This is a genomic window from Streptomyces sp. NPDC015242 (assembly GCF_043079125.1).
Lineage (GTDB): Bacteria > Actinomycetota > Actinomycetes > Streptomycetales > Streptomycetaceae > Streptomyces.
This window is the reverse complement of sequence record NZ_JBIBUF010000001.1, coordinates 592,893-615,447: the sequence shown is the minus strand read 5'-3', so window position 1 is coordinate 615,447 and position 22,555 is coordinate 592,893. Positions and strand designations below refer to the sequence as shown.

The following is a 22,555-nucleotide window of genomic DNA, read 5'->3' as shown; positions in this document are numbered from 1 at the left end:
CCGGCCGCTACCCGCGCCGCACGAAGACCGGCTCGGCCCAGCGCGGCGGCTGCCTGGCCGGCTCCGGGCCGGCCGGTGCCCACGCCTGAGCCCGCGTGGACGGGCGTACGGTCCCGGCCCCGCCGCCGGTCGTCGCCGCGCGCAGCGCCGCCACGAAGGCGAGGCAGGACGGGTAGCGGTCGTCGGGGCTCTTGGCGAGGGCCTTGGCGAGGACCGGGTCGGCCTGCGGGGCGATGCCGGGCCTGGCCTCGGTCAGCGGGGGCGGCTCGTCGTACTGGTGCGCCCACAGCAGGGCCATGTCGTCGTCGCGCCGGAAGGGCGGGTGACCGGCCAGCACCTCGTAGACGACGCAGGCGAAGCCGTAGACGTCGCAGCGGGCGTCGACCGGCTTGCCCGAGATCTGCTCGGGGGCGACGTAGTCGAGCGTGCCGACGAACTGGCCGACCGTGGTGAAGCCGGTCAGCGACAGTGACTTCTTCGTCAGGCCGAAGTCGGTGAGGTAGACGTGCTCGGGGTGGTCGCTGTCGGTGCCGCGCGCGACCAGGATGTTGCCGGGCTTGACGTCCCGGTGCACCAGGCCGTGCTCGTGGGCCGCGTCGAGCGCGGAGGCGACCTGGGCCGCGACGCGGACGGCGGTGGCGGGCGGCAGCGGGCCCTCCCGGTCGAGGACGTGCCTGAGGTCGCTGCCGGGGACGTAGCGCATGGCGATGTAGAGCACGCCGTCCGTCTCGCCCGCCTCGAAGACGGGCACGATGTGCGGGTGGTCGATGGCGGCGGCGGCCCGGGACTCGTGGGTGAAGCGGCGCCGGAAGGTGTCGTTGCGGGCGAGTTCCGGGGCGAGCAGCTTCAGGGCGACGGTGCGTTCCAGGCGCAGGTCGCGGGCCCGGTAGACGACGGCCATGCCGCCGCGTCCGATCTCCTGCTCGATCCGGTACCCGGCGATCCGGCGGCCGATCAGCTCGGAGGGCCGCCCCGAGAACAGGCTCGTCTCCCGGGTCAACGGCCGTCACCCTCGGGCGACACGATGCGCGTGGCCTCGGGCCCCACGACCCGCGTGGCCTCGGCGGCCCGGGGAGCCGGGGCCTCGGGTTCGGGCACTTCCGGTTCCGGGGACACCACCCTGGTGGGATCAGGGGTGGCGGGGGTGGCCGGTCCTTCCGGGGCGACGACGCGCGTCGGGGGCGCCTCCGGGGGGCGGGACGGCCGGGCGGCGCGGGACGGCTCGGCCAGGTCCTCCGGGGGCACCACCCGGGTGGGCAGACGCGCCGGCCGGGCCTCGGCCGGGCGGTGCTCCGGTTCGCTGCGGGGCGTCTCGTCCGTCGCGTACGTGGTGAGCCGCGTGCCGTCGGCGTACACCCAGTGCCCGTGGGCGGCGTCGTAGAGCCACATGGACTCGCCGTCGACGACGACGCCGATGCGCAGTCCGCGGGTACGGGTGCGGAAGGACTCGCCGTCGAGGCCGCCGGCGAGGTCCTCGACGGCCGACCGGTAGCGCGAGAGGGCCTCCTCCGCGCGGGCCAGGAGCGGGCGCGGATCGGCGGTGCGGGTGAGCGGACCGTCGGCGGCGGGCGGGTCCTGCGGTACGGCGACCAGCCGGCGTCCGTCGACCCAGGCCGACCAGCCGTTGAAGCACAGCACGTGCCCCCAGTCGCCCTGCCGTTCGAGGAGCTGCACCGGCAGCAGCGGGTCGAGGTCCACGGTGGGCCGTGCCGTGTCGGGGGCCTCCCAGGCCGGCATCCCGTGCTGCGGGACGACGTGCGTGGGCCGGAAGCCGGGAGTCGTCATGGGCCCTCACTGCTTCCGCATCACGGCCGGTTCGTGCCTGCGCAGCAACCGGGACACCAGGAACCCGAAGAGCACCGACAGCACGAGCAGCATGCCGACGTCGAGCAGCCAGGTGCCCGCCGTGTGCTCGAAGAGCGGGTCCTCGGTGAGGTCGTCGGGCACGATCCGGGACAGCCCGACGGTGCCGGCCATCGCGGCCAGCGCCCAGCGCGCCGGCACCAGCCAGCCCAGCTGCTCCAGCCCGGGCACGCCGTCCAGCTTCAGCAGGGCACCGCAGAAGACGACCTGGACGATGGCGATGAGCACGAGCAGCGGCATCGTCACCTCCTCCTTGCGCACCAGCGCGGAGACGAGCAGGCCGAGCATCATCGCGGTGAACGCCAGCAGGGCGACGGCGACCGTGATCTCCACCAGGGGCGGCATCAGCACGCCCTCGCCTCCCGGCGCGTTGAGGTCCACGCCGAGCAGCGCGACCAGGGTCAGCACCACGGCCTGCAGCACGGTGACGACGCCCAGGACGACGACCTTGGACATCAGGTACGCCGATCTGGACAGGCCCACCGCCCGTTCCCGCTGGTAGATCACCCGTTCCTTGACGAGTTCGCGCACGGCGTTGGCCGCGCCGGTGAGCACCGCGCCGACGCACAGGATGAGCAGCGCGTTCATGGCGGTCTCGGAGGTGAGTTTCCCGCCGGCCAGGGCCCGGGCCATCACGCCCATCACGAACGGCAGGGCGATCATGATGATCAGGAAGGTGCGGTCGGCGCCGAGGGCGGACGCGTACCGGCGCACGAGTGTGCCGAGTTGCGCGGAACGGCTGCGCGGCCGGGGCGGCGGCGCGATCACGACGGGTTCGGAACGGGGCTGCGGGGGCTGAGCGGTGGCGTCGGCGACGTAGCGGCGGTGGTGGGGCGAGGCGAGGTAGTCGCCCGCCCAGTCCCGCTCGGTGTCCCGTTCGAAGGCCTCGAAGGCCTCCGGCCACTGCTCGAAGCCGAAGTAGGGCAGGGCGTCCTCGGGCGGCCCGTAGTAGGCGGTCCTGCCGCCGGGCGCGAGGACGAGGAGCCGGTCGCAGACGTCCAGGCTGAGCACGCTGTGGGTGACGACGATGACGGTGCGGCCGTCGTCGGCGAGGCCGCGCAGCATGTGCATCACGGAACGGTCCATGCCGGGGTCGAGGCCGGAGGTCGGCTCGTCGAGGAACAGCAGCGACGGTTTGGTCAGCAGTTCCAGGGCCACGCTGACGCGCTTGCGCTGGCCGCCGGAGAGGCTGTGCACGGGCTGGCCGGCGCGCTGTTCCAGGCCCAGTTCGCGGATCACCTCGTCGACCCGGGCCCGCCGCTCGGCCCTGGCCGTGTCCTGCGGGAAGCGCAGCTCCGCGGCGTAGGAGAGCGCCTTCCTGACGGTCAGCTGGGAGTGCAGGATGTCGTCCTGCGGGACGAGGCCGATGCGCTGGCGCAGTTCGGCGTAGTCGCGGTACAGGTCGCGGCCGTCGTAGAGGACGGTGCCGTGACCGGCGGGGCGCTGGCCGGTGAGGGCGTTCAGGAGCGTGGACTTGCCGGCGCCGCTCGGGCCGACCACGGCGAGCAGGCACTTCTCCCCCACCGGGAAGGACACGTGGTCCAGCAGGGTCTTGCGGCCGCGGTCGACGGAGACCGCGAGGTCCTGCACGTCGAGGGAGACCTCGCCGGTGTCGACGTACTCCTGCAGCTGGTCGCCGACGAGGCAGAACGCCGAGTGGCCGATGCCGACGATGTCGCCCGGGCCGACGGGGGCGGTGGTGACCGGACTGCCGTTGAGGTAGGTGCCGTTGTGGCTGCCGAGGTCGGTGATCTCGTAGGTGCCGTCGGGCAGGGCGCGCAGTTCGGCGTGCCGGCGGGAGACCACGAGGTCGTCGATGACGAGGTCGTTGTCGCTCGCGCGGCCGATGCGGACGGTGCGCGAGGGCAGCGGCCGGACGGTCGTGGGCGCCCGGTAGGTGCCGGTCAGGGCGGGCATGGAGACGGCTGAGGGGCGTTCCGGGGCCGGTGCGGGGCGGCCGGTGAGGACCACGCGCGGTCCGTCTGCCGGGCTGCCGAAGCGGATGACGCTGCCGGGTCCGACGTCCCGGGCGTGGACGCGCAGGCCGTCGGCGTAGGTGCCGTTGGTGCTGTTCTCGTCCTCGAGGGTCCAGTGGCCGTCCTCGGGCCGCAGCACGGCGTGGTGCCAGGAGACCCGGTCGTCGTCGAGGACGATGTCGCTCGACGGGTCGCGTCCCACGTGGTAGTCGCGGCCCGGGATCATCACGGTGGAGCCCGTCTCCGTCTCCAGGACGAGCTCGGGTGCTACCGACGGCTGCGCCATGGCCAAGATTCTACCGAGATGACCGGTTATGCGCCTCGGCAGCGGAGGGGCACCGGGTCAGGACACGGGCACGCCCAGGAGGGGGGCCGTGCGCTGCATCCGCAGGGCGTCCACGGACTCCGCGAGCAGTTCGTACTCGGTCGTCTCGTCGCTGGTGGCGATGCGCACCAGCCGTCCGGCCGCCAGCTCCTCGGCGACCCGCTCCTGCTGGACGGGGTCGGCGCACCAGGCGCGCAGCAGCAGGGGCACGTCGGGCACGGTGTCGGCGACCGGCACGAGCGCGCCCGGCGGTAAGTGCTCCGCGTCGGGCTGGGGGTCGAGACGCTGGGCGATCCAGGAGGCACGGTCGCGCAGCCACCACAGGGCGAGGGCGAGGGTGGGGGCGCGGTAGGTGCCCAGGGGCACTCCGATGCGGCGGCCGTCGCAGACTCCGTACGCCGTGACGTGGCACAGAAACTCGTCGTGCACGTGTCCCTCCCCCGCTGCCCTGCCCGCCTGCCCGGTCCCGCTCTTCCCGCAGCGCGCGTGCTGTGCGTGAGGGCGCCGTCGCTGGAAGTGAAAACGCTCTCGCAGGTCAGTATGTTCACTACTGAAACACTGTCACCATGACTTTCCGGCCACTCTCCTGGCATATTCACCCCCCGAGTTGGCCGAAATGCGGCGGACGCTCCCGGGGTGCATGCCCCCGGGGGTGATCGACGGTCCCGAAGGCGGCGGGCCGGTGGTGCGCACCGGGTCGGCCGCCGGCCGGGACCCGGGCCCTGACCTGCACGCACGACCTGTCCGGAGGCCGGTCCGCCATGTCCGCACCCGACCGCCGTCACGAGGACGCCGTCACCCGCTGCTTCGAGGCGTGGAACGCCGGGGACCGCTCCGCGGCGCCGAGGCGGTGGCCGCCGCCTGGAGCGAGGACGGCCGCTACACCGATCCCCTGGCCGGCGTGAGCGGCCACGACGGGATCACCGCGCTGATCGCGGCGGTCCGCGAGCAGTCCCCCGGGTTGTTCTTCCGGCCCGTCGGCGGCGTCGACGGGCACCACGACACCGCGCGCTTCTCCTGGGAGCTGGTGAGCGAGTCCGACGGCACGGCACCCGTCGCCGGTTCGGACGTGATCACTCTGGACGGGCGGGGCCGCATCACGTCCCTGTTCGGGTTCCTCGACCGGATGCCCGCCGGGGCCTGAGACCGGCGCCCGCGATGAGTTCTCGTGTGTCCGGCGGTCTGTGTCGGTGACAGGCCGCCGAGCACCGGAGGAGACCATGGGTACGACCGGAGCACTGGAGGCGGAGTTCACCGCCGTCCTGCGCAAGAGCCCCGCCGAGGGCGGCTGGACCTATCTGGTCTGGCCCGAGTCTGTCGCGTTCTTCGGCACCCGCGGCCTGGTCAAGGTCCGCGGGACCATCGACGGGCACCCGTTCCGCAGTTCGTTCATGGCCCTGGGCGACGGCACGCACAAGCTGCCGGTGAAGGCCGACGTCCGCCGGGCCATCGGCAAGCAGGAGGGCGACACGGTGACCGTGCGCCTGGAGGAGCGGATCGGCCCCTGACCCGCGTGCCCGGCGGCGTCCGCCACCGGGCACGGGAGACGGCTACTGCTTGACGATCGCGTCGATGCGGGCCAGCTCGTCCGCGTCGAAGTCGAGGTTGGCGATCGCGCCGACGCTGTCCTCGACCTGCTGCGGGCTGCTCGCGCCGACCAGGGCGGAGGTGACCCGGCCGCCGCGCAGCACCCAGGCCAGCGCCATCTGCGCCAGGGTCTGGCCGCGTTCCTTCGCGATGTCGTTCAGGTCGCGCAGCCGGCCCACCAGTTCCTCGGTGACGGCGTCGGACTGCAGGAACGGGCTGTCGCTCGCGGCCCGCGACCCCTCGGGGATGCCGTCGAGGTAGCGGGCGGAGAGCAGGCCCTGCTCCAGCGGCGAGAAGACGATGGAGCCGACCTGGAGCTCGTCGAGGGCGTCCAGCAGGCCCTCGTCCTCGGGGCGGCGGTCCAGCATCGAGTAGCGCGGCTGGTGGATGAGCAGCGGTGTGCCCAGCTCACCGAGGATGCGGGCGGCCTCGCGGGTCTGCTCCGCCGAGTAGTTCGAGACGCCCACGTACAGCGCCTTGCCCTGCTGCACCGCCGAGTGCAGCGCGCCCATGGTCTCCTCCAGCGGAGTGTCCGGGTCGGGGCGGTGCGAGTAGAAGACGTCGACGTAGTCGAGGCCCATGCGGCTCAGGCTCTGGTCGAGCGAGGACAGCAGGTACTTGCGCGAACCCCACTCGCCGTACGGGCCGGGCCACATCAGGTAGCCGGCCTTGGTGGAGATGACCAGCTCGTCGCGGTAGCGCGCGAAGTCCGACTTGAGGAACGCGCCGAAGGCGGACTCGGCGGCGCCGGGCGGCGGGCCGTAGTTGTTGGCGAGGTCGAAGTGCGTCACGCCGAGGTCGAAGGCGCGGCGCAGGATGGCCCGCTGGGTCTCCGCGGGCCGGTCGGGGCCGAAGTTGTGCCACAGGCCGAGGGAGAGCGCGGGGAGCTTCAGGCCGCTGCGTCCGGTGCGCCGGTAGGGCATGTCCGCGTAGCGGTCGGGGTGTGCGGTGTACAACGCGACTCCAGAGGGGTTGGCTCGGTCGGAGAGAAACCGTGTCCACTCTGGCGTGACCTGCGTCCATGCGTCCAACAGAAGAATCCGATGGGATTCAGCGGCTACGCTTCTCAGTCATGGAACTGCGCCATCTGCAGCACTTCGTCGCGGTCGCCGAGGACCAGCACTTCACCCGGGCGGCCGAACGCCTGCTGGTCTCCCAGTCGGGCCTGTCGGCCTCCATCCGGGCGCTGGAGCGGGAGCTGCAGACGCCGTTGTTCGTGCGCACCACCCGCCGGGTGACGCTGACCCCGGCCGGCCGGGCGCTGCTCGGCGAGGCGGAGCGGATCCTGGCGCAGGTGCGGGCGGCCCACGAGGCCGTGGCGGCGGTGCAGGGCGTGCTGCGCGGGATGCTCACACTCGGCAGCGAGCAGTGCATCGCCGGGGTGAACCTGGCGGGGCTGCTCGCCGCGTTCCGGCACCGGCATCCCGACGTGGAGATCTGCCTGCGGCAGGCCGGGTCCGGGGCGCTGGCGGAGGACGTCGAGGCCGGGCGGCTCGATCTGGCCTTCGCCGTGCGCACGCAGGAGGACGGCGACCAGCTGCGGTCGGTGCCGCTGACCAGCGAGCCGATGACGCTGCTGTGCCACCGCAGTCACCGGCTCGCCGCCGCCGGAGCGGCCGTCACGCCGGAGGAGCTGGGCGGGGAGGTGTTCGTCGACTTCCACCCGGACTGGGGGCCGCGGCGCACCACCGACACGGTGTTCGCCGCGGCGGGCGTGCGCCGGACCGTCGCCCTGGAGGTGAACGACGTGCACACCCTGCTCGACCTGGTCGACGAGAACCTGGGCGTGGCCGTCGTGCCGCGGCACTTCGCGCACAAGCGCGCCTCCCTGACCGCGCTGCCCGTGAAAGGCACCGGCGAGGCGGTCTACGAGACGGTGGCCCTGCTGCCGCCCCCGCAGGCCACCAGTCCGGCGGCCCGGGCGCTGATGGGGCTGCTGGAGACCGCGGGCGGGTAGGCGCGGGCGCGACGGGCGCGGCGATGCGCGATGGTGGAGGCATGCATGCGAAGGACATCCTCATCGACGGCTACAACCGCATCCGGGAAGAAGTCCACGCCACCGTCGAGGGCCTCGGGCCCGGCGAACTGACCGCCCGCCCCTCCCCCGACACCAATTCCATCGCCTGGCTGGTCTGGCACCTCACCCGCGTCCAGGACGACCACGTCGCCGACGCCTTCGGCCTCGACCAGGTGTGGCTCGCCCGGGACTGGGAGAAGCGCTTCGGCCTGGGCCTGCCCCGCCACGACACGGGCTACGGCCACAGCCCCGCCAAGGTCGCCAAGGTCAGGGTCGACTCGGGCGATCTGCTGACCGGCTACTACGACGCCGTGCACGAGCAGACCCTCGGCGCCCTGAAGGGCCTGGCCGCCAGGGACCTGGAGCGCGTCGTCGACGAGCGCTGGGACCCGCCGGTCACCCTCGGTGTGCGGCTGGTCAGCGTCCTGTCCGACGATCTGCAGCACGTCGGACAGGCCGCCTACCTCAAGGGGCTGCTTCAGAGCGCGGCGGCGTAGCCGGGCAGGACCACGTCGCGGATGAGCGCGTTCCGCTCGTCGAACGGCAGGAACGCGCTCTTCAGGGCGTTCACCGTGACCGTGCGCAGGTCCTCCGCGGTCCAGCCGGCCTCCTCGACCAGCAGGGTCATCTCGCGGGTCATCGTCGTGCCCGACACCAGCCGGTTGTCGGTGTTGACCGTGACGCGGAAGCCGAGGTCCTTCAGCGCGGTGATGGGGTGCCCGGCGATCGAGGTGGCGGCGCCGGTCTGGAGGTTGGACGTCGGGCACATCTCCAGGGCGATACGGCGGTCGCGGACCCAGCCGGCCAGGCGGCCGAGCTTGCCCGCCGCGAGGTCGGGGATGTCCTCCGTGATGCGCACACCGTGCCCGATGCGCTGGGCGCCGCAGACCTGGAGGGCCTGGTGGATGCTGGGCAGGCCGTGGGCCTCACCGGCGTGGATGGTGAAGGGCACGTTCTCGCGGCGCAGGTGCTCGAAGGCCGCGAGGTGGTCGGCGGGCGGGAAGCCGTCCTCGGCGCCGGCGATGTCGAAACCGACCACCCCGGCGTCCCGGAACGCCACGGCCAGGTCGGCCGCCTCGCGCACCCGGTCGAACATCCGCATGCCGCACAGCAGGGTGCCGACCCGCACCGGGGTGCCCGCGGCGGCGGCCTTGGCCATGCCCGAGGCCAGCCCCTCCTGAACGGTCTCGACGACCTCGGCCATGGTCAGCCCGCCCCGGGTGTTCAGCTCGGGCGCGTAGCGCACCTCGCCGTAGACGACACCGTCGGCGGCGAGGTCCAGCACGTACTCCTCGGCGGTGCGCAGCAGGCCCTCGCGGTTCTGCATGACGGCGAGAGTGTGCTCGAAGGTGGCGATGTAGCGCACCAGGTCACCGGAGTTGGCGGCCTCGTAGTACCAGGCGGCGAGCTCGTCCGGGTCGGTGGTGGGCAGCGTGTGGCCGACCGCGTCCGCGAGCTCCACCACGGTGGCGGGGCGCAGGCCGCCGTCGAGGTGGTCGTGCAGGACGGCCTTGGGCAGGCGGCGGATCACATCGGCGTCTACGCGCGTAGCAGTCATGGCGGGTCTTTCCTTGGGCAGCAGTTCACGAGGGGTGCGAGCCGGGGTCAGCCGGCGGGCTGGAGCAGGTCCCAGCGGTTGCCGTAGAGGTCCTGGAAGACGGCGACGGTCCCGTACGGCTCGTGCCGCGGCTCCTCCAGGAAGGTCACGCCGGCGGCGGTCATCCGGGCGTGGTCGCGGGCGAAGTCGTCGGTGTGCAGGAAGAAACCGACCCGTCCGCCCGTCTGGTCCCCGACCCGGGCGGCCTGGGCCCCGTCCGCGGCGCGGGCGAGCAGCAGACCGGTGCCCGCGCCGGGGGAGCCGGGTTCGACGACGACCCAGCGCGATCCGCCCGGCCGGGGCGCGTCCTCGGCCAGCCGGAAACCGAGGGCCTCGGTGTAGAAGCGGATCGCCTCGTCGTAGTCGTCGACGACGAGGGTGACCAGGGCGATACGTCGCATCGTGACCTCTCGGAGGGCGGGGTTAGCCGGAGAGGTTATACGTAAAACGCACCGGAAGCCAACCGCCCGGGCCGTCAGCGTCACGCCGGGCGCGGCCCTGAGCCGCGGGGGCCGGGAGGACCGCGGCACCGCCGGAGTGTGACGAAAGTCCGGTGCATATATGGGGCTTTCCTGGGTGGGTTGCGCCGTAGGCGTGGATGCGGGACGGTTGCCGTCTGCACGAATTTCCCCTAGAGGAAGGTGGTGGGGTGCGCAGATGCGCGCCTCCGCTTGTGACCGCTTCCCGCAGCACTTCCATCCGGACCCGCAGCGTCGACGACAGGATCGGCGGCGCGTGGGCTGACGCCCCCTGTCCCGTGCTGGTCGTCGACCGGCACGGCACCCTCGTGCAGTTGAACGAGGCCGCCCGGGTCCTGCTGCCCGGCGCGGCGAGCGGCGCCCCGTTCCACGAGACGGCACCGTCCTGGCTGTCGGACGCGCACCGCAGCCTCGCGGGTGACACCCGCGGCCCCGGCGCGGCCCCGCTGAGCGGCTCCATCAACGACCGGGTCGTCCTGGCGCACCCCACGGCGGCCGCCGACGGGGACGTGGTGTGGTGGCTGGTCGACGACACCGACCGCCATGTGGCAGAAGAGGCCGTGCGCAGCGCACAGGCGCGGTCGCGGATCCTCGCCGAGGTCTCCTCCACGCTGCTGTCGACGCTGAACGTGCCCCGCTGCATGGAGGTGGCCACGTCCATGGCAGCGCAGCATCTCGCGGAGGCCGCGGTGCTCGTCGCCCCGGCCCAGGGCCGCCGCCATCCGCTGACGTACGCCCCGAGGGGCGGGCCGGTGGTCCAGGTCACGCGGCAGATCGACACGCACAGCGTGCCGGGCCTGCCCGAGGCACTGCAGGGCTTCCCGCCGGTGCCGGCCCGCTGGATCGACCCGTCGGTGCTGCCCGACTGGGCGATCCCGGACGGTTTCACCGGGCCGGTCGGTTCGGTGATCGTCACCCCGCTGCCCGGGCACGGCGTGGCCGCGGGCGCCCTCATCCTGCTGCGCTCCAGCACCGAGCAGGCGTTCACCGAGGGCGAGGAGCTCTTCGCCCGGCTGTTCGCCGCCCGGGCCGGGGCCGCGCTCTCGGCGGCCCGTCTGTACACCGAGCAGGCCACCATCACCGCCACCCTCATGCAGGAGCTGCTGCCGCCCTCCCTGCAACGGGTGCACGGCGTGCAGTACGCCGGCAGTTACCGGGCCGCCAAGGACCACGAGCGGGTCGGCGGCGACTTCTACGACGTCCATCCCGGCTCCGATCCCTCCCGGGAGACCCTGGTGGTCCTCGGCGACGTGGCGGGCAAGGGGCTGGACGCGGCCGTGCTCACCGGCAAGATCCGCAACACCCTGCACGCCCTGCTTCCCCTGGCCGACGACCACCAGCGGGTGCTCGACCTGCTCAACGGGGCCCTGCTCACCTCCCGGCACACGCGTTTCGCCACCCTGGTCCTCGCCTCGGTGCGGCGCCGCGCCGGCCGGGCGCAGGTGCGGCTGACCAGCGCCGGGCACCTGCCGCCGCTCGTCGTCCGGGCCGACGGCCGCGTGGAGGAGGTGGCTTCCCGGGGCACGCTGATCGGCGCCCTGCCGACCGTGACCGCCCGCACCGTGGAGACGGCCCTCGACCCGGGAGACACCTGCCTGCTGTACACCGACGGCATCACCGAGGCCCGGGGCGGACCGCTCGGGGACGAGCTGTTCGGTGAGGAGCGGCTGCGCAGGGTGCTGGCCGAGTGCGGGGGGCTGCCCGCGGAGGCCGTGGTGGAGCGGGTGCAGATGGTGGCCGCCCAGTGGCTGGGCACGGGCCGGCACGACGACATGGCCGTCGTCGCCATCGGCGCCCCGAGGACGGGCGTGCTGTCGGTCGTCGACGGGCGCAGGGGCGACGGCCGGAAGGACGGGTGAACGACCCCGCGATGTCAGTGGCACTGCAGAACCGGTTGTGGCGGGCCGTGGCCGACGGCGACGAGTACGCCGCCGTCGACGTCCTGTCGAAGGCCCTGTCCGAAGGGCTCGACGAGGAGACTCTGCTCCTGGACGTGATCGCGCCCGTGCAGGAGCGGGTGGGCGCCGAATGGGCCGCCGACCGCCTCAGCGTCGCCCAGGAGCACGCCGCGACCGCCATCAACGAGCGCGCCGTCGCCGCCCTCGCCCACCGCGCCCCGGACGGCGCGCGACGCTCCGCCGTGCGGGGCCGGGTGACGGTGGCCTGCATCGACGGCGAATGGCACGCCTTCCCGGCCCGGCTCGTCGCCGAGACGCTGCGCCTGCGGGGCTGGCAGGTCGACTACCTGGGGGCCCAGACGCCCACCCCGCACCTGATCGCGCATCTGCACCGCACGAATCCGGACGCGGTGCTGCTGTCCAGCTCCCTCCCCACCCACCTGCCCGCCGCCCACAGCGCCATCACCGCGTGCCAGGCCATCGGCGCTCCCGTCATGGCCGGCGGCCGCGCCTTCGGGCCCGACGGGCGCTACGCCCGCGCTCTGGGCGCCGACCGCTGGGCCGCAGACGCCCGGCGGGCGGCCGCGGCGCTGGAGGAGGGCATCGCCCGGCCCGCACCCGCGGCGCTCCGGCAGGCCGTGGACGACCTGCCGCACCTGGCCGACCAGGAGTACACGATGGTCGTCCAGAACCGCGTCCCGCTGGTCAGACGGACCCTGGCCGACCTCAAGGACCGCTTCCCGGCGATGCGGTCCTACACGAGCGAGCAGCTCGAACGCACGGCGGAGGACCTCACCCACATCGTGGAGTTCCTCGCCACCGCGCTCTACGTCGACGACTCCGAGCTGTTCACGTCGTTCCTGACCTGGACCGCCGACATCCTCGAAGCCCGGCGCGTGCCCGCCCGGTCCCTCGTCGCCGGCCTGGACATCCTGGCCGGCCAGATACACGAGTTCCCGCGTGCCCTCGCGCTGCTGCGCGAGGGCACCGCCGCCCTCGCCGACCGTCCCGCCCGCCCTGTCCCCGGCTCCGAGACTCCCGCATGACGAACCTGCCACCGATTCAGTTCACCGTCACCGCCGACCGCGAACCGCCCACGCTGACCGTGCGGGTGGGCGGCGAACTCGACTACGACACCTGCGGCGAGTTCGTCGACGCCGTCGTCCGTGAGCTGTACGACGCCACAGAGCTGCGCGACGTGCGCCTGGACTTCACCGACCTGGCGTGGATCGACTCCTCCGGCCTGTCGGCGCTGCTGATGATCCACCGGCACACCAGCACCGCAGGCACGATTCTCCATCTGGACCACCGGCCCGAGTTCCTGGAGCGCATGCTGGAGCTCACCAACGTCCTGGACCACCTGACCGCCCCGGCCGCTCCGGCCGGCATCGAGGCGGACGGGCGGCGCGACGACGTCACCGGGGCCGGGGCCACCTGAGCGGGCGGCCGGGCGCCGGCCGGTCCGGGCCGGCCCGTTCCGGTCACCGCGCCTTCAGCCGCAGGGCGCCGAGCCGTCGTCGTTCCTCGTCGGTGAGGCGGATCGCGCCCGCCGCCACGTTCTCGGCGAGGTGGCCGGGGTTGCCCGTACCCGGGATGGCCAGCACGTGGGGTCCCTGGTGCAGCGTCCAGGCGATGCGGATCTGGGCGGGGCTCGCACCGTGGGCCCGGGCCACGGCACGGACCTCCTCGTCGTGGGCGGTGGTGGCGCCGTGCTCCACTGAGTCGCCGGCGACCGCGTAGAACGGTACGAAGGCGATGCCCAGTTCACCGCACAGGCGCAGGAGTGCGTCGCCGTCGGGGTCGGGGCGGTCGACGGCGTAGCGGTTCTGCACGCAGACCACGGGGGCGATGGCCCGGGCCTCGGCGAGGTGCCCGGCGGTGACGTTGGAGACGCCGAGGTGCCGGATCAGGCCCGCCTCGCGCAGTTCCGCGAGGGCGCCGAAGTGCTCGGCCACGGAGTCGTACGAGGGCATCCTGCGCAGGTTGACCACGTCCAGGTGGTCGCGGCCCAGCTGGCGCAGGTTCTCCTCGACGTGGCCGCGCAGTTCGTCGGGTCGTGCCGCGGTGCCCCACTCCCCCGAGTACGTCCGGTGCGGGCCCACCTTGGTGACGACGACCAGGTCGTCGGGGTAGGGCGACAGGGCGCTGTTGATCAGCTCGTTGGCGCTGCGCAGCGACGAGAAGTAGAAGGCGGCGGTGTCGATGTGGTCGACGCCGAGGTCGATCGCCCTGCGCAGCACGGTGATCGACCGGTCGCGGTCGCTGGGTGTGCCGTGATGGAAGGCGGCGCTGCCCGTCAGCCGCATCGCGCCGAAGCCGAGGCGGTGGACGGGCAGGTCGCCGAGTTTCCAGGTGCCCGCGGCGTCCGCGGTGATCTTCTGTGAGCTCATCGGCGGAGTCTCACACGCGCCCCCGCAGGCGCGCACCGACGTATCTACGGATACGTGTACGTGTTCAGGGTCGCCACGGCCGAGGCCGGGTCGCCGCGGTCGTAGTGGTCCACGGCGAGGAAGGTGGGCTTCTTGCGGGCCGCGGGCTGGCAGAACCGCTGGGCCCGGTCGGCGAGTTTGCCGTTGTCCGTGGCGGCCGTGGCGGTGACCGGGACGTCCCGGAAGTGGTTCATGACGAACAGCGGGCGGAAGCCGGGCTCGGTGCGGGTCAGCGGGATGTTGGTGCCGGCGTCGTACCAGCGGCTGTAGCAGGACCAGTCGGAGGATCCGAGCCCCGGGCCCATGGACCAGTAGTTCTCGACGGTCCACTCGCGCTGGTACATGACGCCGAAGCTGTCCCGGGTCAGGCCCGCGGCCTGGTCGGCGGAGCGGCTGTGGTCGGTGAAGATCAGCAACCGGTCGTTGGCGGCGATCAGTTCGGCCATCGTCGGCCAGCCGTTCTGCCGGACACCGGTGAGGTCGGGCCGGTACAGCACGTCCGCCAGGCCGTTCACACGGGCGAGTTCGGCGCGCAGGACGCCCGGGTCGACGTAGTCCTCCAGGAAGACCGTGACGAACTGGTCGGGATGGGCCTTGAGGAAGTCGACCATGCGCTGGAGATCCACCCACAGCGCGACCGGCCTGCTGACGAGGGTGCAGCTGTTGTGGCAGAGGATCGCGCCGTCCGGGGTCTGGTGGATGTCCAGCATGAATCCGCGTACCCCGTCGGCGAGTTGGCGGGTGATGCCGCGGGTCTGGTTGGGCGCCAGGCTGACGAAGGGCGGGGCGAAGCCGCCGTCGGCGCCGTTGGCGTAGGCGTTGTGGGTGGTGAGGAAGGTGACCTGGTCCAGGGTGCGGCGGTCCCGCGGCGGCATGGGGGCCGTGGCGGGGCTGACCGGGGTGAGATACCAGGCCGCGAGGTCGCCCGCGCCGCCGAGGGCGAGCCGGGCGGGGTGGTTGGCACCGGACGGCTTGGGGGCCACGGTGAGGTACCGCGTGGAGCCCGGGGCCTTCAGCGTGTAGCGGTCGGCACCGGCCGGGGTGATCTCCCAGGGGGCGTCGGCGCCGGTGCAGGCCACGGTCGCGGCCTGGTCGCCGCCCCGGCCGAGGCAGCGGCCCGGGGCGTCGGTGTTCTCCAGCAGGTACGCGGACCCGTTCGGCGTGAGCCGCCACTGCTGGCGGTCCTCGTCGCCGCGGGGTCTGTGCTGCTCGACCGCGCCACCGGCGTCGGCGGCGTTGAGCCCGGTCGTGGCGCTCTGGACGTAGTACGCGCCCGGCGCCGGCACGGCGGCAGCGGCGGGCTGGGGTGCCACGACCGCCGCGGCGAGCGCGGCGGTCGTGGCGAGCAGGGCGTGGGGGGTGCGCAGGCGCATGGAGATGCCCTCCGTCAGGTCAGGTGCATGACATCCCGCATGACACCACGCCCGGTGGTCCGGCGTCAGCAGTAGAGGTTGCCGCCGGGTGACACCCCGAGGATCTGTGTGAAGCGCTGGTAGTTGTTCACGCGGCTCTGCACCTGCGCCGGGTTCTTCCCGTCGCACTCCAGGGAGCCGTTGATGCTGCGGATGGTCTGGCCGAATCCGGCGCCGTTCACCATCGCGTTGTGGGGGGTCATGCTGCCGGGGCCGGACTGGGTGTTCCAGTACCACAGGGCCGTCTTCCAGGCGACGGCCGAGTCATTCTGCACCAGCCAGGGGTTGTTCAGCAGGTCGATGCCGAGCGCGTCGCCCGCGGCCTTGTAGTTGAAGTTCCAGCTCAGCTGGATCGGGCCGCGCCCGTAGTAGGCGGCCTGGCCGGCCGGGCAGCCGTAGGGCTGGCTCCAGTCGCAGTAGTGCGGGTAGTTGGCGGTGTTCTGCTCCACCACGTGCACCAGACCGCCGGTCTCGTGACTGACGTTGGCGAGGAAGGCCGCCGCCTCCTGCTTCTTCACCGTGTCGCTGCCGGTGTTGGCGAAGCCGGGGTAGGCGCTCAGGGCCGCGGTGAGGCCGCTGTAGGTGTAGAACGAATTCCGGTTCGGGAACATCTGGTTGAACTGCGCCTCGGACACGACGAAGCGCGCGTCGGGCGTGGTCGGCCCGCTGTCACAGGCGTACGGCTCCCAGTACCAGGTGCTGATGATCGGGTCGTAGCCCGGGTTGGCGTGCTCGGCGATGTAGGCCTTGCCGTCGGTGTAGCGGACGATGTCACCGGCGTTGTACGACTTCCCCGCGACCCAGTTGGGATAGCTGGAGCACGAGGCGGCGGCGGCGTTCGTGGCCGGCAGCAGCACCGGTGCGGTGCCCGCGAGGGCGAGCGCGGCCAGGACGGCGGAGACACGGCGTCTCGACACGGGATCAACTCCTTTGTGCGACACGGCCGCTCCCGGCCGGAGGCAGGGCCGAGCGGAGCCTGCGCCGCACGCACCGGAGGACCGGCCACGGCGGGCGCGGCCGTGGTGGGGGGTTGGGAGGCCACACTCAACCGTATTGGTCTGTACCAGTCAAGGGTGTAGACCAGTCATCGTCATGACGGGGGCTCAGGCCTGCGCGGACTCCCGCCGGCGGCGCTCCAGGAAGGCGCGCTCCGCGGGGTTCTCGGCGAGCCCGATCGCCTTCTCGTACGCCCGGACGGCCTCGGCGGTGCGGCCGAGGCGGCGCAGCAGGTCGGCGCGGACCGCGTGGAAGACGTGGTAGCCGTCGAGTCCGAGGCCGCCCAGGAGGGCGAGGGCCGCGTCCGGGCCCTCCGTCTCGGCCACGGCGACGGCCCGGTTCAACGCGACCACCGGGCTCGGGGCGACGGCCATGAGCTGGTCGTACAGGTGACGGATCTGCCCCCAGTCGGTCGCGTCCGCCGTCGGCGCGTCACTGTGGACGGCCTGGATCGCGGCCTGGATCTGGTACGGCCCGGGCCGGCCTCGGCGCAGGCAGCGGCGGACCAGGTCCTGCCCCTCCCGGATCAGGTCGCGGTCCCAGCGGGCCCGGTCCTGCCCGGGCAGCGGCACCCGTTCGCCCCGGTCGTCCTCGCGGGCGTCCCGGCGCGACTCGACCAGCAGCATCAGCGCGAGCAGCCCCGTCACCTCGGGTTCGTCCGGCATGAGGTCCGCCAGCAGCCGGCCGAGCCGCACCGCCTCGGCGCACAGCCCGGGCGCGCCCCCGTACCCCTGGTTGAAGATCAGGTAGACGACGGCCAGGACGCCGCCGAGCCGGTCCGGCAGATCGGCGTCCCGGGGCACCCGGTACGGAATGCGCGCGTCGCGGATCTTCGCCTTGGCCCGGACGATGCGCTGGGCCATCGTCGGCTCGGGCACGAGGAACGCGCGGGCGATCTGGGCCGTGGTGAGCCCGCCGAGCAGCCGCAGGGTGAGGGCGACCCTGGCCTGGAGGGCGAGCGCCGGGTGACAGCAGGTGAAGATCAGACGGAGCCGGTCGTCGCGCACGGGGCCCTCCTCGGGCGGTGCGTCGGGGGCGTACAGCAGAGCGGCCTCGGCGTGCCGTGCGGAACGGGAGGACTCGCGGCGCAGCCGGTCGACGGCCCGGTTGCGGGCGGTGGTGATGATCCATCCGGCCGGGCTCGGCGGAACGCCTGTTTCCGGCCAGCGCCGGACGGCCGTGGCGAAGGCGTCCTGGACCGCCTCCTCGGCGAGGTCGATGTCGCCGAGGAAACGGACCAGGACGGCGACCGCGCGGCCGTACTCCGCGCGGAACACCGCCTCCACGTCCACGCCCATCAGCCGGCGTCCCCCTGGAAGGGCCGCACCTCGATCGGCAGGGTGGTGGCCAGGGCGGCCTTGCGCCCCCACTCCAGGGCGGCGTCCAGGTCGGGCGCCTTGACGAGGCAGATGCCGCCGAGCATCTCCTTGCCCTCGGCGTACGGACCATCGGTGATCAGCACCTCGCCGTCGGCGGGCCGCAGCACGGTGGAGGACTCGGGTCCGTGCAGCCCTCCGGCGAAGACCCAGGCGCCCGCCTCGCGCAGCTCACGGTGGAACGTGTCGAGCCTTCTGCCGATCTCCTCCAGGACCTCGGGGGCGGGCGTTGCGCCGACCGGCTGCATCACACTCAGGAGGTAGTACTTCATGACGGTCTCCTCGGTTTCGGTGGAGCGGGTGTCCCCCGCACCTCCTACACGAACGGCGCGCCCCCGGATCGACACCCCGCGCCGGTCGGCCGCGAGAATTTCTCCATGACCACCACAGCGCACCCCTTGGTGACCGCCGCTCGGCGACTGGCCCGCGACGTCCTCCTGCCGCGGGCCGAGCACGTCGACCGGACGCAGGTGCCGACCGGCCACGTCGAGGCGATCAGGCGCGCGGGGCTGCTCGGGGTGGGCGCGCCCAGGGAGTACGGCGGGGCGGACGCGCCCGTCGCCGTGGCCCGGGAGACCGCCGAGATCCTGGCGGGCGCGTGCTGCTCCACCTGGTTCGTGCAGACCCAGCACCACACCCCGGTGAAGCTGCTCGCCGGCTACGACTCGCCGGCCCGTCAGAAGCTGCTGCGGCCACTCGCGACGGGCGAGCTGATGGCCGGCATCGCGTACGCCCACGTGCGCGCCTTTCCCCGGGTGCCCGTGCGGGCGGTGGCCGAGCGGGGCGGCTGGCGCTTCGACGGGCGGGTGCCCTGGTACACGGGCTGGGGCCTGAACGACGTGATGCTGCTGGCGGGCCTGACGGCTGCGGACGAGGTGGTGTTCGTCCTCGCCGACGCCCGCGAGCAGGCGGGCCTTGTCCCGTCGGAGCCGATGCGGCTGGCCGCCCTCACCGCCGCCCGCACGGTCTCCCTGGACCTGGACGGCTTGTGGGTCCCGGCGGAGTCCGTGGTGCTCCGCATGCCGCGGGAGGAGTTCGCCCGCATCGACCTGCCGCGGGCCGCCAACGCCAGTCCGGCCGTGTTCGGGGTGGCCGGTGCCGCGCTGGAGCTGCTGGCCCGGACCCCGGAGGGTGAGGAGACGGCCCGGGCGCTGCGGGAACGGCTGGACGCCGTCCGGCGGGAGGCCTACGAGCTGGCGGATCACCCGGCGCCGCACGCGTGCGTCCGGGAACGGCTGGCCGTGCGGACCCGCGCGTACGACGTGCTGCGCGCGGCCACGACGGCGGCGGTCGTGGCCGGGGGCGGCCGCGCCATGGCCCTGGACAGCCCGGCGCAACGGCTGGCGCGGGAGGGGATGTTCCTGCTGGTGCAGGGTCAGACGGCCGAGGCACGCCGCACGCACCTCGGCGCACTGGCGTCCGGCCTGCGCCCGGGCGGGCGGGGTCCGGGAGAGGAGTACGGCCGGTAGTGCGGCGGCGCGGGGCCCTGCCGCGGACGCCGGGGGGTCGGCGGTGAACCGTCGGCCCGCCCGGCCTCACGGGCGCGCACCTCGGCCCCGAGTGCCCGGAGCGCCGGTGTTGCGCCGGTAGCGCCGGTGGCGCCGGTGGCGCCGGTGGCGCCGGTGGCGCCGGGAACGGCTACCGGTCGTGACAAGTGCGCCGGCCGGGCGGGCCGCTCAGTTCCCGTCGTCCGACGGGACCACCACGAGGAAGGCGTCGGATTCCAGGTCCATCACGACGGTGGCGGGCTCCCCCTCGGCGCGGCGGCGCGCCGCGTACTCCTCGGCGGGCCAGGATCCGCGCGGCGAGCCCGCCGGGAACCGCTCCAACACCTTCGCACTGATGGCCGCAGTCACGTCCGCTGCCCTCCCCAGTCCTGCGCCGCCCGCCGGGCGGCGACGATCGGTCCTTGCCGTACACATCCGGTTGCCCCCGATCCGGCCGGACATGTACCGGCCCGCAGACCGGCCGTCCGAGCCCGGCCGACCTCTACACATAAAGGGGAAATAAGAGCAGAATGGGACCAACGCGGCGCCTACCGCATTTCTCCCCGGACGCGGTCGCCCTGCACGACGAAGGAGACGAGTCATGGCCAACGTCTCGCCCACCAGAGGTGACATAACCAGCCATCCTGATGCCTCCGAAATGCGGACCCGGTACGCCCGGGTGCTCGGTGGCCGTGATGTGGCGCTCGTGGACGGACCGGTGTTCCTGCTCGGTCTGTACTGCGCCGCCTCCCCGTGGATAGTCCACTACACGACCAGCCAGCCGCCGCTCGTGACCCACAACTTGATCATGGGTATCGCGATCGGCCTGCTGGCGCTCGGGTTCACCCGCGCTCCGGAGCGGATGTACGGCCTGAGCTGGGCCATGTGCGCCCTCGGGGTATGGATGATCGTCTCGCCGTGGATCGTCGGCGACAGCCCGGACGCCGGTGTGGTGTGGAACAACATCATCATCGGCGCGCTGGCCGTGATCCTGGGGCTGGTGTGCGCCGGAACGGCGGCGAAGGCCTCACCGCGGCCGTAGGACCCGCCGGAAGCGGAGGCCGGTCCGGCTCCCCGGGCCGGCCCTTTCGTGCCCGCACCGGCGCCGACGCGGGACGCCGCCCCGCCCCGCGTCTCCGGGCGCGCCCGCTCCAATACGCGGGCGGAGCGCGCCGAGCGGGCCCGGCCGCTCGGCGATCCGCCGCCGAGCGCGCCGGGCCACCGCCGAGGCCTCCCCGAGGGACCCGCCGCGCAAGAGGTCGGTCCACCGCTGGGAGATGCGCCCCGAAGGAGGCCGGGCCATCGCTGGAAGATCTGCCGCGAAAGAGGCCGGACCACCGCTGGAAGATCTGCCGCGAAAGAGGCCGGACCACCGCTGGAAGATTCGCCGCGAAAGAGGCCGGACCACCGCTCAAGGGGCCGCCGCAGAGGAGACCCGGCCACCGCTCAAGGGCCCAACGCGGAGGAGACCCGGCCACCGCTCGCAGGACCGGCGCCGGCCGGCGTGGTGGTCACGGTGTGCGGACGTACGGCGTCGTGGAGGTCAGCGCTGCGAAGCCCAGGCGCTCCAGGACCGGGCGGCTCTGGCTGGAGGCGTCGACCCGGAGGTAGGTGTGGCCGCGGGCGACGGCGGTGTGGGCGCGGTGCGCCACGAGGGCGCGGTAGATCCCGCGGCCGCGCCAGCCCTGGACGGTGCCCCCGCCCCACAGCCCGGCGAAGGGGGTGCCGGGCACCAGCTCGAGACGGGCCGCGGCGACCGGCTCGGCGCCGGCCATCGCCACCACGGCGACGACCGTGCCCGGGTCGGCGGCCAGCCGCGCGAGCAGCTCGGCGCGCAGCCAGGAACTGTCCCGGCCGAACGCCTGCTCGTGGACGTCCGCCACGAGGCCGACGCCATGCGCGTCGGTGACCGGCTCGACGCGCACCCCCCGCGGCGGTTCGGCGTCGAGATCCAGGGCGGAGATCTCGCCGAGCATCAGCGTCTCCTGCGGTCCGGGCGTGAAGCCTGCCGCGCGCAGCCGCCGCCCGAGCGTCGCCGGCCGGTCGTGCCCGTACAGCTTCCACTCGAACTCCAGGCCGAGCCCGGTGTAGTGGCCGACCTGCTCGGCGATCGCCGCATCGGCCGTGTCCTCGTCCAGGGCGGACCACAGGACGCCGCTCCACCCCGGCGCGCCGGCGGTCTGGCGGACCACGGCACCGACCCGCTCGACACGGGCGTCGCCGGGACCGTCCGGCCGTGCTCCCTCGCGCAGGTCGCGGTCGAACAGGGCGAGCAGTGCGGCATGATCCATGCGGGCCATCCCAGCACCGGCCGTGCGGTGGGGCAACGCGTTTTCCCGCGCCCTCGACAGCGGTGCGGTGACCCTGCCGTTCCTTCCGCCCCGGGGGCCCGCGCCGTAGGGTCCGGGTGATCGCGTCGTCTGCCGGACAAGGAGCCCGCACCATGGTCGTCCACGACAGGGAACTGCCGTACCTGCGCCGCTGCGTGGAGCTCGCGGCCGAGGCGCTCGACGCCGGGGACGAGCCGTTCGGCTCGGTCCTGGTGGGCGGGGACGGCACGGTCCTCGGGGAGGACCACAACCGGGTGGCCTCCGGCGACCGCACCCGCCACCCCGAGTTCGAACTGGCCCGCTGGTCCGCCGCCCACCTGACACCCGGGGAGCGGGCGGCCGCCACGGTCTACACCTCCGGCGAGCACTGCCCGATGTGCGCGGCCGCCCACGCCTGGGTCGGCCTCGGGCGGATCGTCTACGTCGCCTCGTCGGAGCAACTCACCACATGGCTGAGCGCCTTGGGTGTCCCCGCGCCACCGGTCCGGACACTGCCCGTCCACGAGGTCGCACCGGACGTGGTCGTGGACGGCCCGGTGCCCGAACTGGCCGAGCGGGTACGGGAGCTGCACGTGCGGTTCCACAGCGGGCGCGGCTGAGCCCGGAAGGGGCCGGGACGGGATACGGCGGGGACGACGAGGCGCCGCCCGCGCGTCCGGCGGGCCCCGTGCCCGAGATGCAGGGGCCCGCGAGCGAACCTACGATCGGATGCGAAGCCCAGGTGTACACCTCGGTCTCCCCGACGGGGGGAGGCACATGTCCTCGCCGGCCGGACGACTGCTC

General features: G+C 73.4%; 23 protein-coding genes and 1 pseudogene. 10 read left to right on the top strand and 14 right to left on the bottom strand.

The features are described from left to right. Positions 1 to 7: 7 nt before the first annotated feature. From ACF07N_RS02770 to ACF07N_RS02755, 4 genes are read right to left on the bottom strand one after another with little or no spacing between them, the layout of a single operon-like run. Positions 8 to 1,000 (bottom strand): serine/threonine-protein kinase, encoded by a 993-nt coding sequence (locus ACF07N_RS02770; RefSeq protein ID WP_383335977.1) that lies wholly within the window; start codon positions 998 to 1,000, stop codon positions 8 to 10. Next, positions 997 to 1,785 (bottom strand): hypothetical protein, encoded by a 789-nt coding sequence (locus tag ACF07N_RS02765; protein WP_392107477.1) that lies wholly within the window; start codon positions 1,783 to 1,785, stop codon positions 997 to 999. Before ACF07N_RS02765 ends, ACF07N_RS02770 begins: the two co-directional genes overlap by 4 nt. Before the next feature lie 6 nt (positions 1,786 to 1,791). Then, positions 1,792 to 4,125 (bottom strand): FHA domain-containing protein, encoded by a 2,334-nt coding sequence (locus ACF07N_RS02760; RefSeq protein WP_392107475.1) that lies wholly within the window; start codon positions 4,123 to 4,125, stop codon positions 1,792 to 1,794. A 57-nt stretch (positions 4,126 to 4,182) separates the two neighbouring features. Further along, positions 4,183 to 4,593: a hypothetical protein gene (locus tag ACF07N_RS02755; RefSeq protein WP_383335974.1), complete on the bottom strand. Its 411-nt coding sequence runs from the start codon at positions 4,591 to 4,593 to the stop codon at positions 4,183 to 4,185. 332 nt (positions 4,594 to 4,925) lie between these two features. On the opposite strand from ACF07N_RS02755, the pseudogene ACF07N_RS02750 reads away from it, so the two are divergent. Then, positions 4,926 to 5,308, top strand: a pseudogene (locus ACF07N_RS02750) (nuclear transport factor 2 family protein). Positions 5,309 to 5,384: 76 nt separating this feature from the next. Then, positions 5,385 to 5,672 (top strand): DUF1905 domain-containing protein, encoded by a 288-nt coding sequence (locus ACF07N_RS02745; RefSeq protein WP_392107472.1) that lies wholly within the window; start codon positions 5,385 to 5,387, stop codon positions 5,670 to 5,672. Positions 5,673 to 5,714: 42 nt separating this feature from the next. Here the strand turns inward: ACF07N_RS02745 and mgrA are convergent, their stop codons facing one another. Then, positions 5,715 to 6,707 carry an L-glyceraldehyde 3-phosphate reductase gene (mgrA, locus tag ACF07N_RS02740; protein WP_383342564.1) on the bottom strand — a complete coding sequence of 331 codons (993 nt, stop codon included), beginning with the start codon at positions 6,705 to 6,707 and terminating at the stop codon, positions 5,715 to 5,717. A 116-nt stretch (positions 6,708 to 6,823) separates the two neighbouring features. Here mgrA and ACF07N_RS02735 point away from each other — a divergent pair, with 116 nt between their 5' ends. Beyond that, positions 6,824 to 7,708 (top strand): LysR substrate-binding domain-containing protein, encoded by an 885-nt coding sequence (locus tag ACF07N_RS02735; protein WP_383342567.1) that lies wholly within the window; start codon positions 6,824 to 6,826, stop codon positions 7,706 to 7,708. A gap of 41 nt (positions 7,709 to 7,749) precedes the next feature. Further along, positions 7,750 to 8,265, top strand: a complete 516-nt coding sequence (locus tag ACF07N_RS02730) for a DinB family protein (RefSeq protein WP_392107468.1) — start codon at positions 7,750 to 7,752, stop codon at positions 8,263 to 8,265. On the opposite strand, the gene ACF07N_RS02725 is transcribed toward ACF07N_RS02730, so the two are convergent. Together ACF07N_RS02725 and ACF07N_RS02720 are read right to left on the bottom strand one after the other, a co-directional pair. Continuing rightward, entirely contained in the window at positions 8,247 to 9,326 is a 1,080-nt protein-coding gene (locus ACF07N_RS02725) for an adenosine deaminase (protein WP_383335969.1), read from the bottom strand. The two genes, ACF07N_RS02730 and ACF07N_RS02725, sit on opposite strands and share 19 nt — an antisense overlap. A 47-nt stretch (positions 9,327 to 9,373) precedes the next feature. Continuing rightward, positions 9,374 to 9,766, bottom strand: a complete 393-nt coding sequence (locus ACF07N_RS02720; RefSeq protein ID WP_383342576.1) for a VOC family protein — start codon at positions 9,764 to 9,766, stop codon at positions 9,374 to 9,376. Between the two features lie 272 nt (positions 9,767 to 10,038). Here ACF07N_RS02720 and ACF07N_RS02715 point away from each other — a divergent pair, with 272 nt between their 5' ends. Genes ACF07N_RS02715 through ACF07N_RS02705 form a run of 3 tightly spaced genes read left to right on the top strand, consistent with a single transcriptional unit; the run spans position 10,039 to position 13,180 of the window. Beyond that, positions 10,039 to 11,703 carry a PP2C family protein-serine/threonine phosphatase gene (locus tag ACF07N_RS02715; protein ID WP_392107465.1) on the top strand — a complete coding sequence of 555 codons (1,665 nt, stop codon included), beginning with the start codon at positions 10,039 to 10,041 and terminating at the stop codon, positions 11,701 to 11,703. Between the two features lie 11 nt (positions 11,704 to 11,714). Beyond that, on the top strand, positions 11,715 to 12,788 hold the full coding sequence (locus tag ACF07N_RS02710) for a B12-binding domain-containing protein (RefSeq protein ID WP_392107462.1): 1,074 nt from the start codon (positions 11,715 to 11,717) through the stop codon (positions 12,786 to 12,788). Next, the gene (locus ACF07N_RS02705; RefSeq protein WP_392107459.1) at positions 12,785 to 13,180 is read left to right on the top strand and encodes an STAS domain-containing protein; all 396 of its coding nucleotides are present in this window, start codon (positions 12,785 to 12,787) and stop codon (positions 13,178 to 13,180) included. The genes ACF07N_RS02710 and ACF07N_RS02705 overlap by 4 nt, the downstream gene beginning before the upstream one ends. A gap of 43 nt (positions 13,181 to 13,223) precedes the next feature. Here the strand turns inward: ACF07N_RS02705 and ACF07N_RS02700 are convergent, their stop codons facing one another. The 5 genes from ACF07N_RS02700 to ACF07N_RS02680 all read right to left on the bottom strand — a co-directional run bounded on the left by ACF07N_RS02700 (position 13,224) and on the right by ACF07N_RS02680 (position 18,227). Continuing rightward, positions 13,224 to 14,132 carry an oxidoreductase gene (locus tag ACF07N_RS02700; protein WP_392107456.1) on the bottom strand — a complete coding sequence of 303 codons (909 nt, stop codon included), beginning with the start codon at positions 14,130 to 14,132 and terminating at the stop codon, positions 13,224 to 13,226. 44 nt (positions 14,133 to 14,176) lie between these two features. Then, positions 14,177 to 15,538, bottom strand: a complete 1,362-nt coding sequence (locus ACF07N_RS02695) for a phospholipase (RefSeq protein WP_392108755.1) — start codon at positions 15,536 to 15,538, stop codon at positions 14,177 to 14,179. Between the two features lie 71 nt (positions 15,539 to 15,609). Further along, complete coding sequence (locus ACF07N_RS02690; protein WP_383335963.1) at positions 15,610 to 16,500, bottom strand: glycoside hydrolase family 19 protein; 891 nt, start codon at positions 16,498 to 16,500, stop codon at positions 15,610 to 15,612. Positions 16,501 to 16,686: 186 nt separating this feature from the next. Further along, positions 16,687 to 17,877: an RNA polymerase sigma factor gene (locus ACF07N_RS02685; protein WP_392107453.1), complete on the bottom strand. Its 1,191-nt coding sequence runs from the start codon at positions 17,875 to 17,877 to the stop codon at positions 16,687 to 16,689. Next, on the bottom strand, positions 17,877 to 18,227 hold the full coding sequence (locus ACF07N_RS02680) for a YciI family protein (RefSeq protein ID WP_392107450.1): 351 nt from the start codon (positions 18,225 to 18,227) through the stop codon (positions 17,877 to 17,879). The genes ACF07N_RS02685 and ACF07N_RS02680 overlap by 1 nt, the downstream gene beginning before the upstream one ends. Positions 18,228 to 18,332: 105 nt before the next feature. Between ACF07N_RS02680 and ACF07N_RS02675 the strand changes: the two genes are divergently transcribed. Beyond that, positions 18,333 to 19,424, top strand: a complete 1,092-nt coding sequence (locus ACF07N_RS02675; RefSeq protein ID WP_392107447.1) for an acyl-CoA dehydrogenase family protein — start codon at positions 18,333 to 18,335, stop codon at positions 19,422 to 19,424. Positions 19,425 to 19,631: 207 nt separating this feature from the next. Here ACF07N_RS02675 and ACF07N_RS02670 read toward each other — a convergent pair whose 3' ends face one another. Continuing rightward, entirely contained in the window at positions 19,632 to 19,811 is a 180-nt protein-coding gene (locus tag ACF07N_RS02670) for a hypothetical protein (RefSeq protein ID WP_383335959.1), read from the bottom strand. 232 nt (positions 19,812 to 20,043) lie between these two features. On the opposite strand from ACF07N_RS02670, the gene ACF07N_RS02665 reads away from it, so the two are divergent. Next, positions 20,044 to 20,484 (top strand): SPW repeat protein, encoded by a 441-nt coding sequence (locus ACF07N_RS02665; RefSeq protein ID WP_383335958.1) that lies wholly within the window; start codon positions 20,044 to 20,046, stop codon positions 20,482 to 20,484. 469 nt (positions 20,485 to 20,953) lie between these two features. Here ACF07N_RS02665 and ACF07N_RS02660 read toward each other — a convergent pair whose 3' ends face one another. Beyond that, entirely contained in the window at positions 20,954 to 21,733 is a 780-nt protein-coding gene (locus ACF07N_RS02660; RefSeq protein ID WP_392107443.1) for a GNAT family N-acetyltransferase, read from the bottom strand. Positions 21,734 to 21,885: 152 nt separating this feature from the next. Here ACF07N_RS02660 and ACF07N_RS02655 point away from each other — a divergent pair, with 152 nt between their 5' ends. Further along, on the top strand, positions 21,886 to 22,371 hold the full coding sequence (locus ACF07N_RS02655) for a nucleoside deaminase (RefSeq protein ID WP_392107440.1): 486 nt from the start codon (positions 21,886 to 21,888) through the stop codon (positions 22,369 to 22,371). Positions 22,372 to 22,555: the final 184 nt, after the last annotated feature.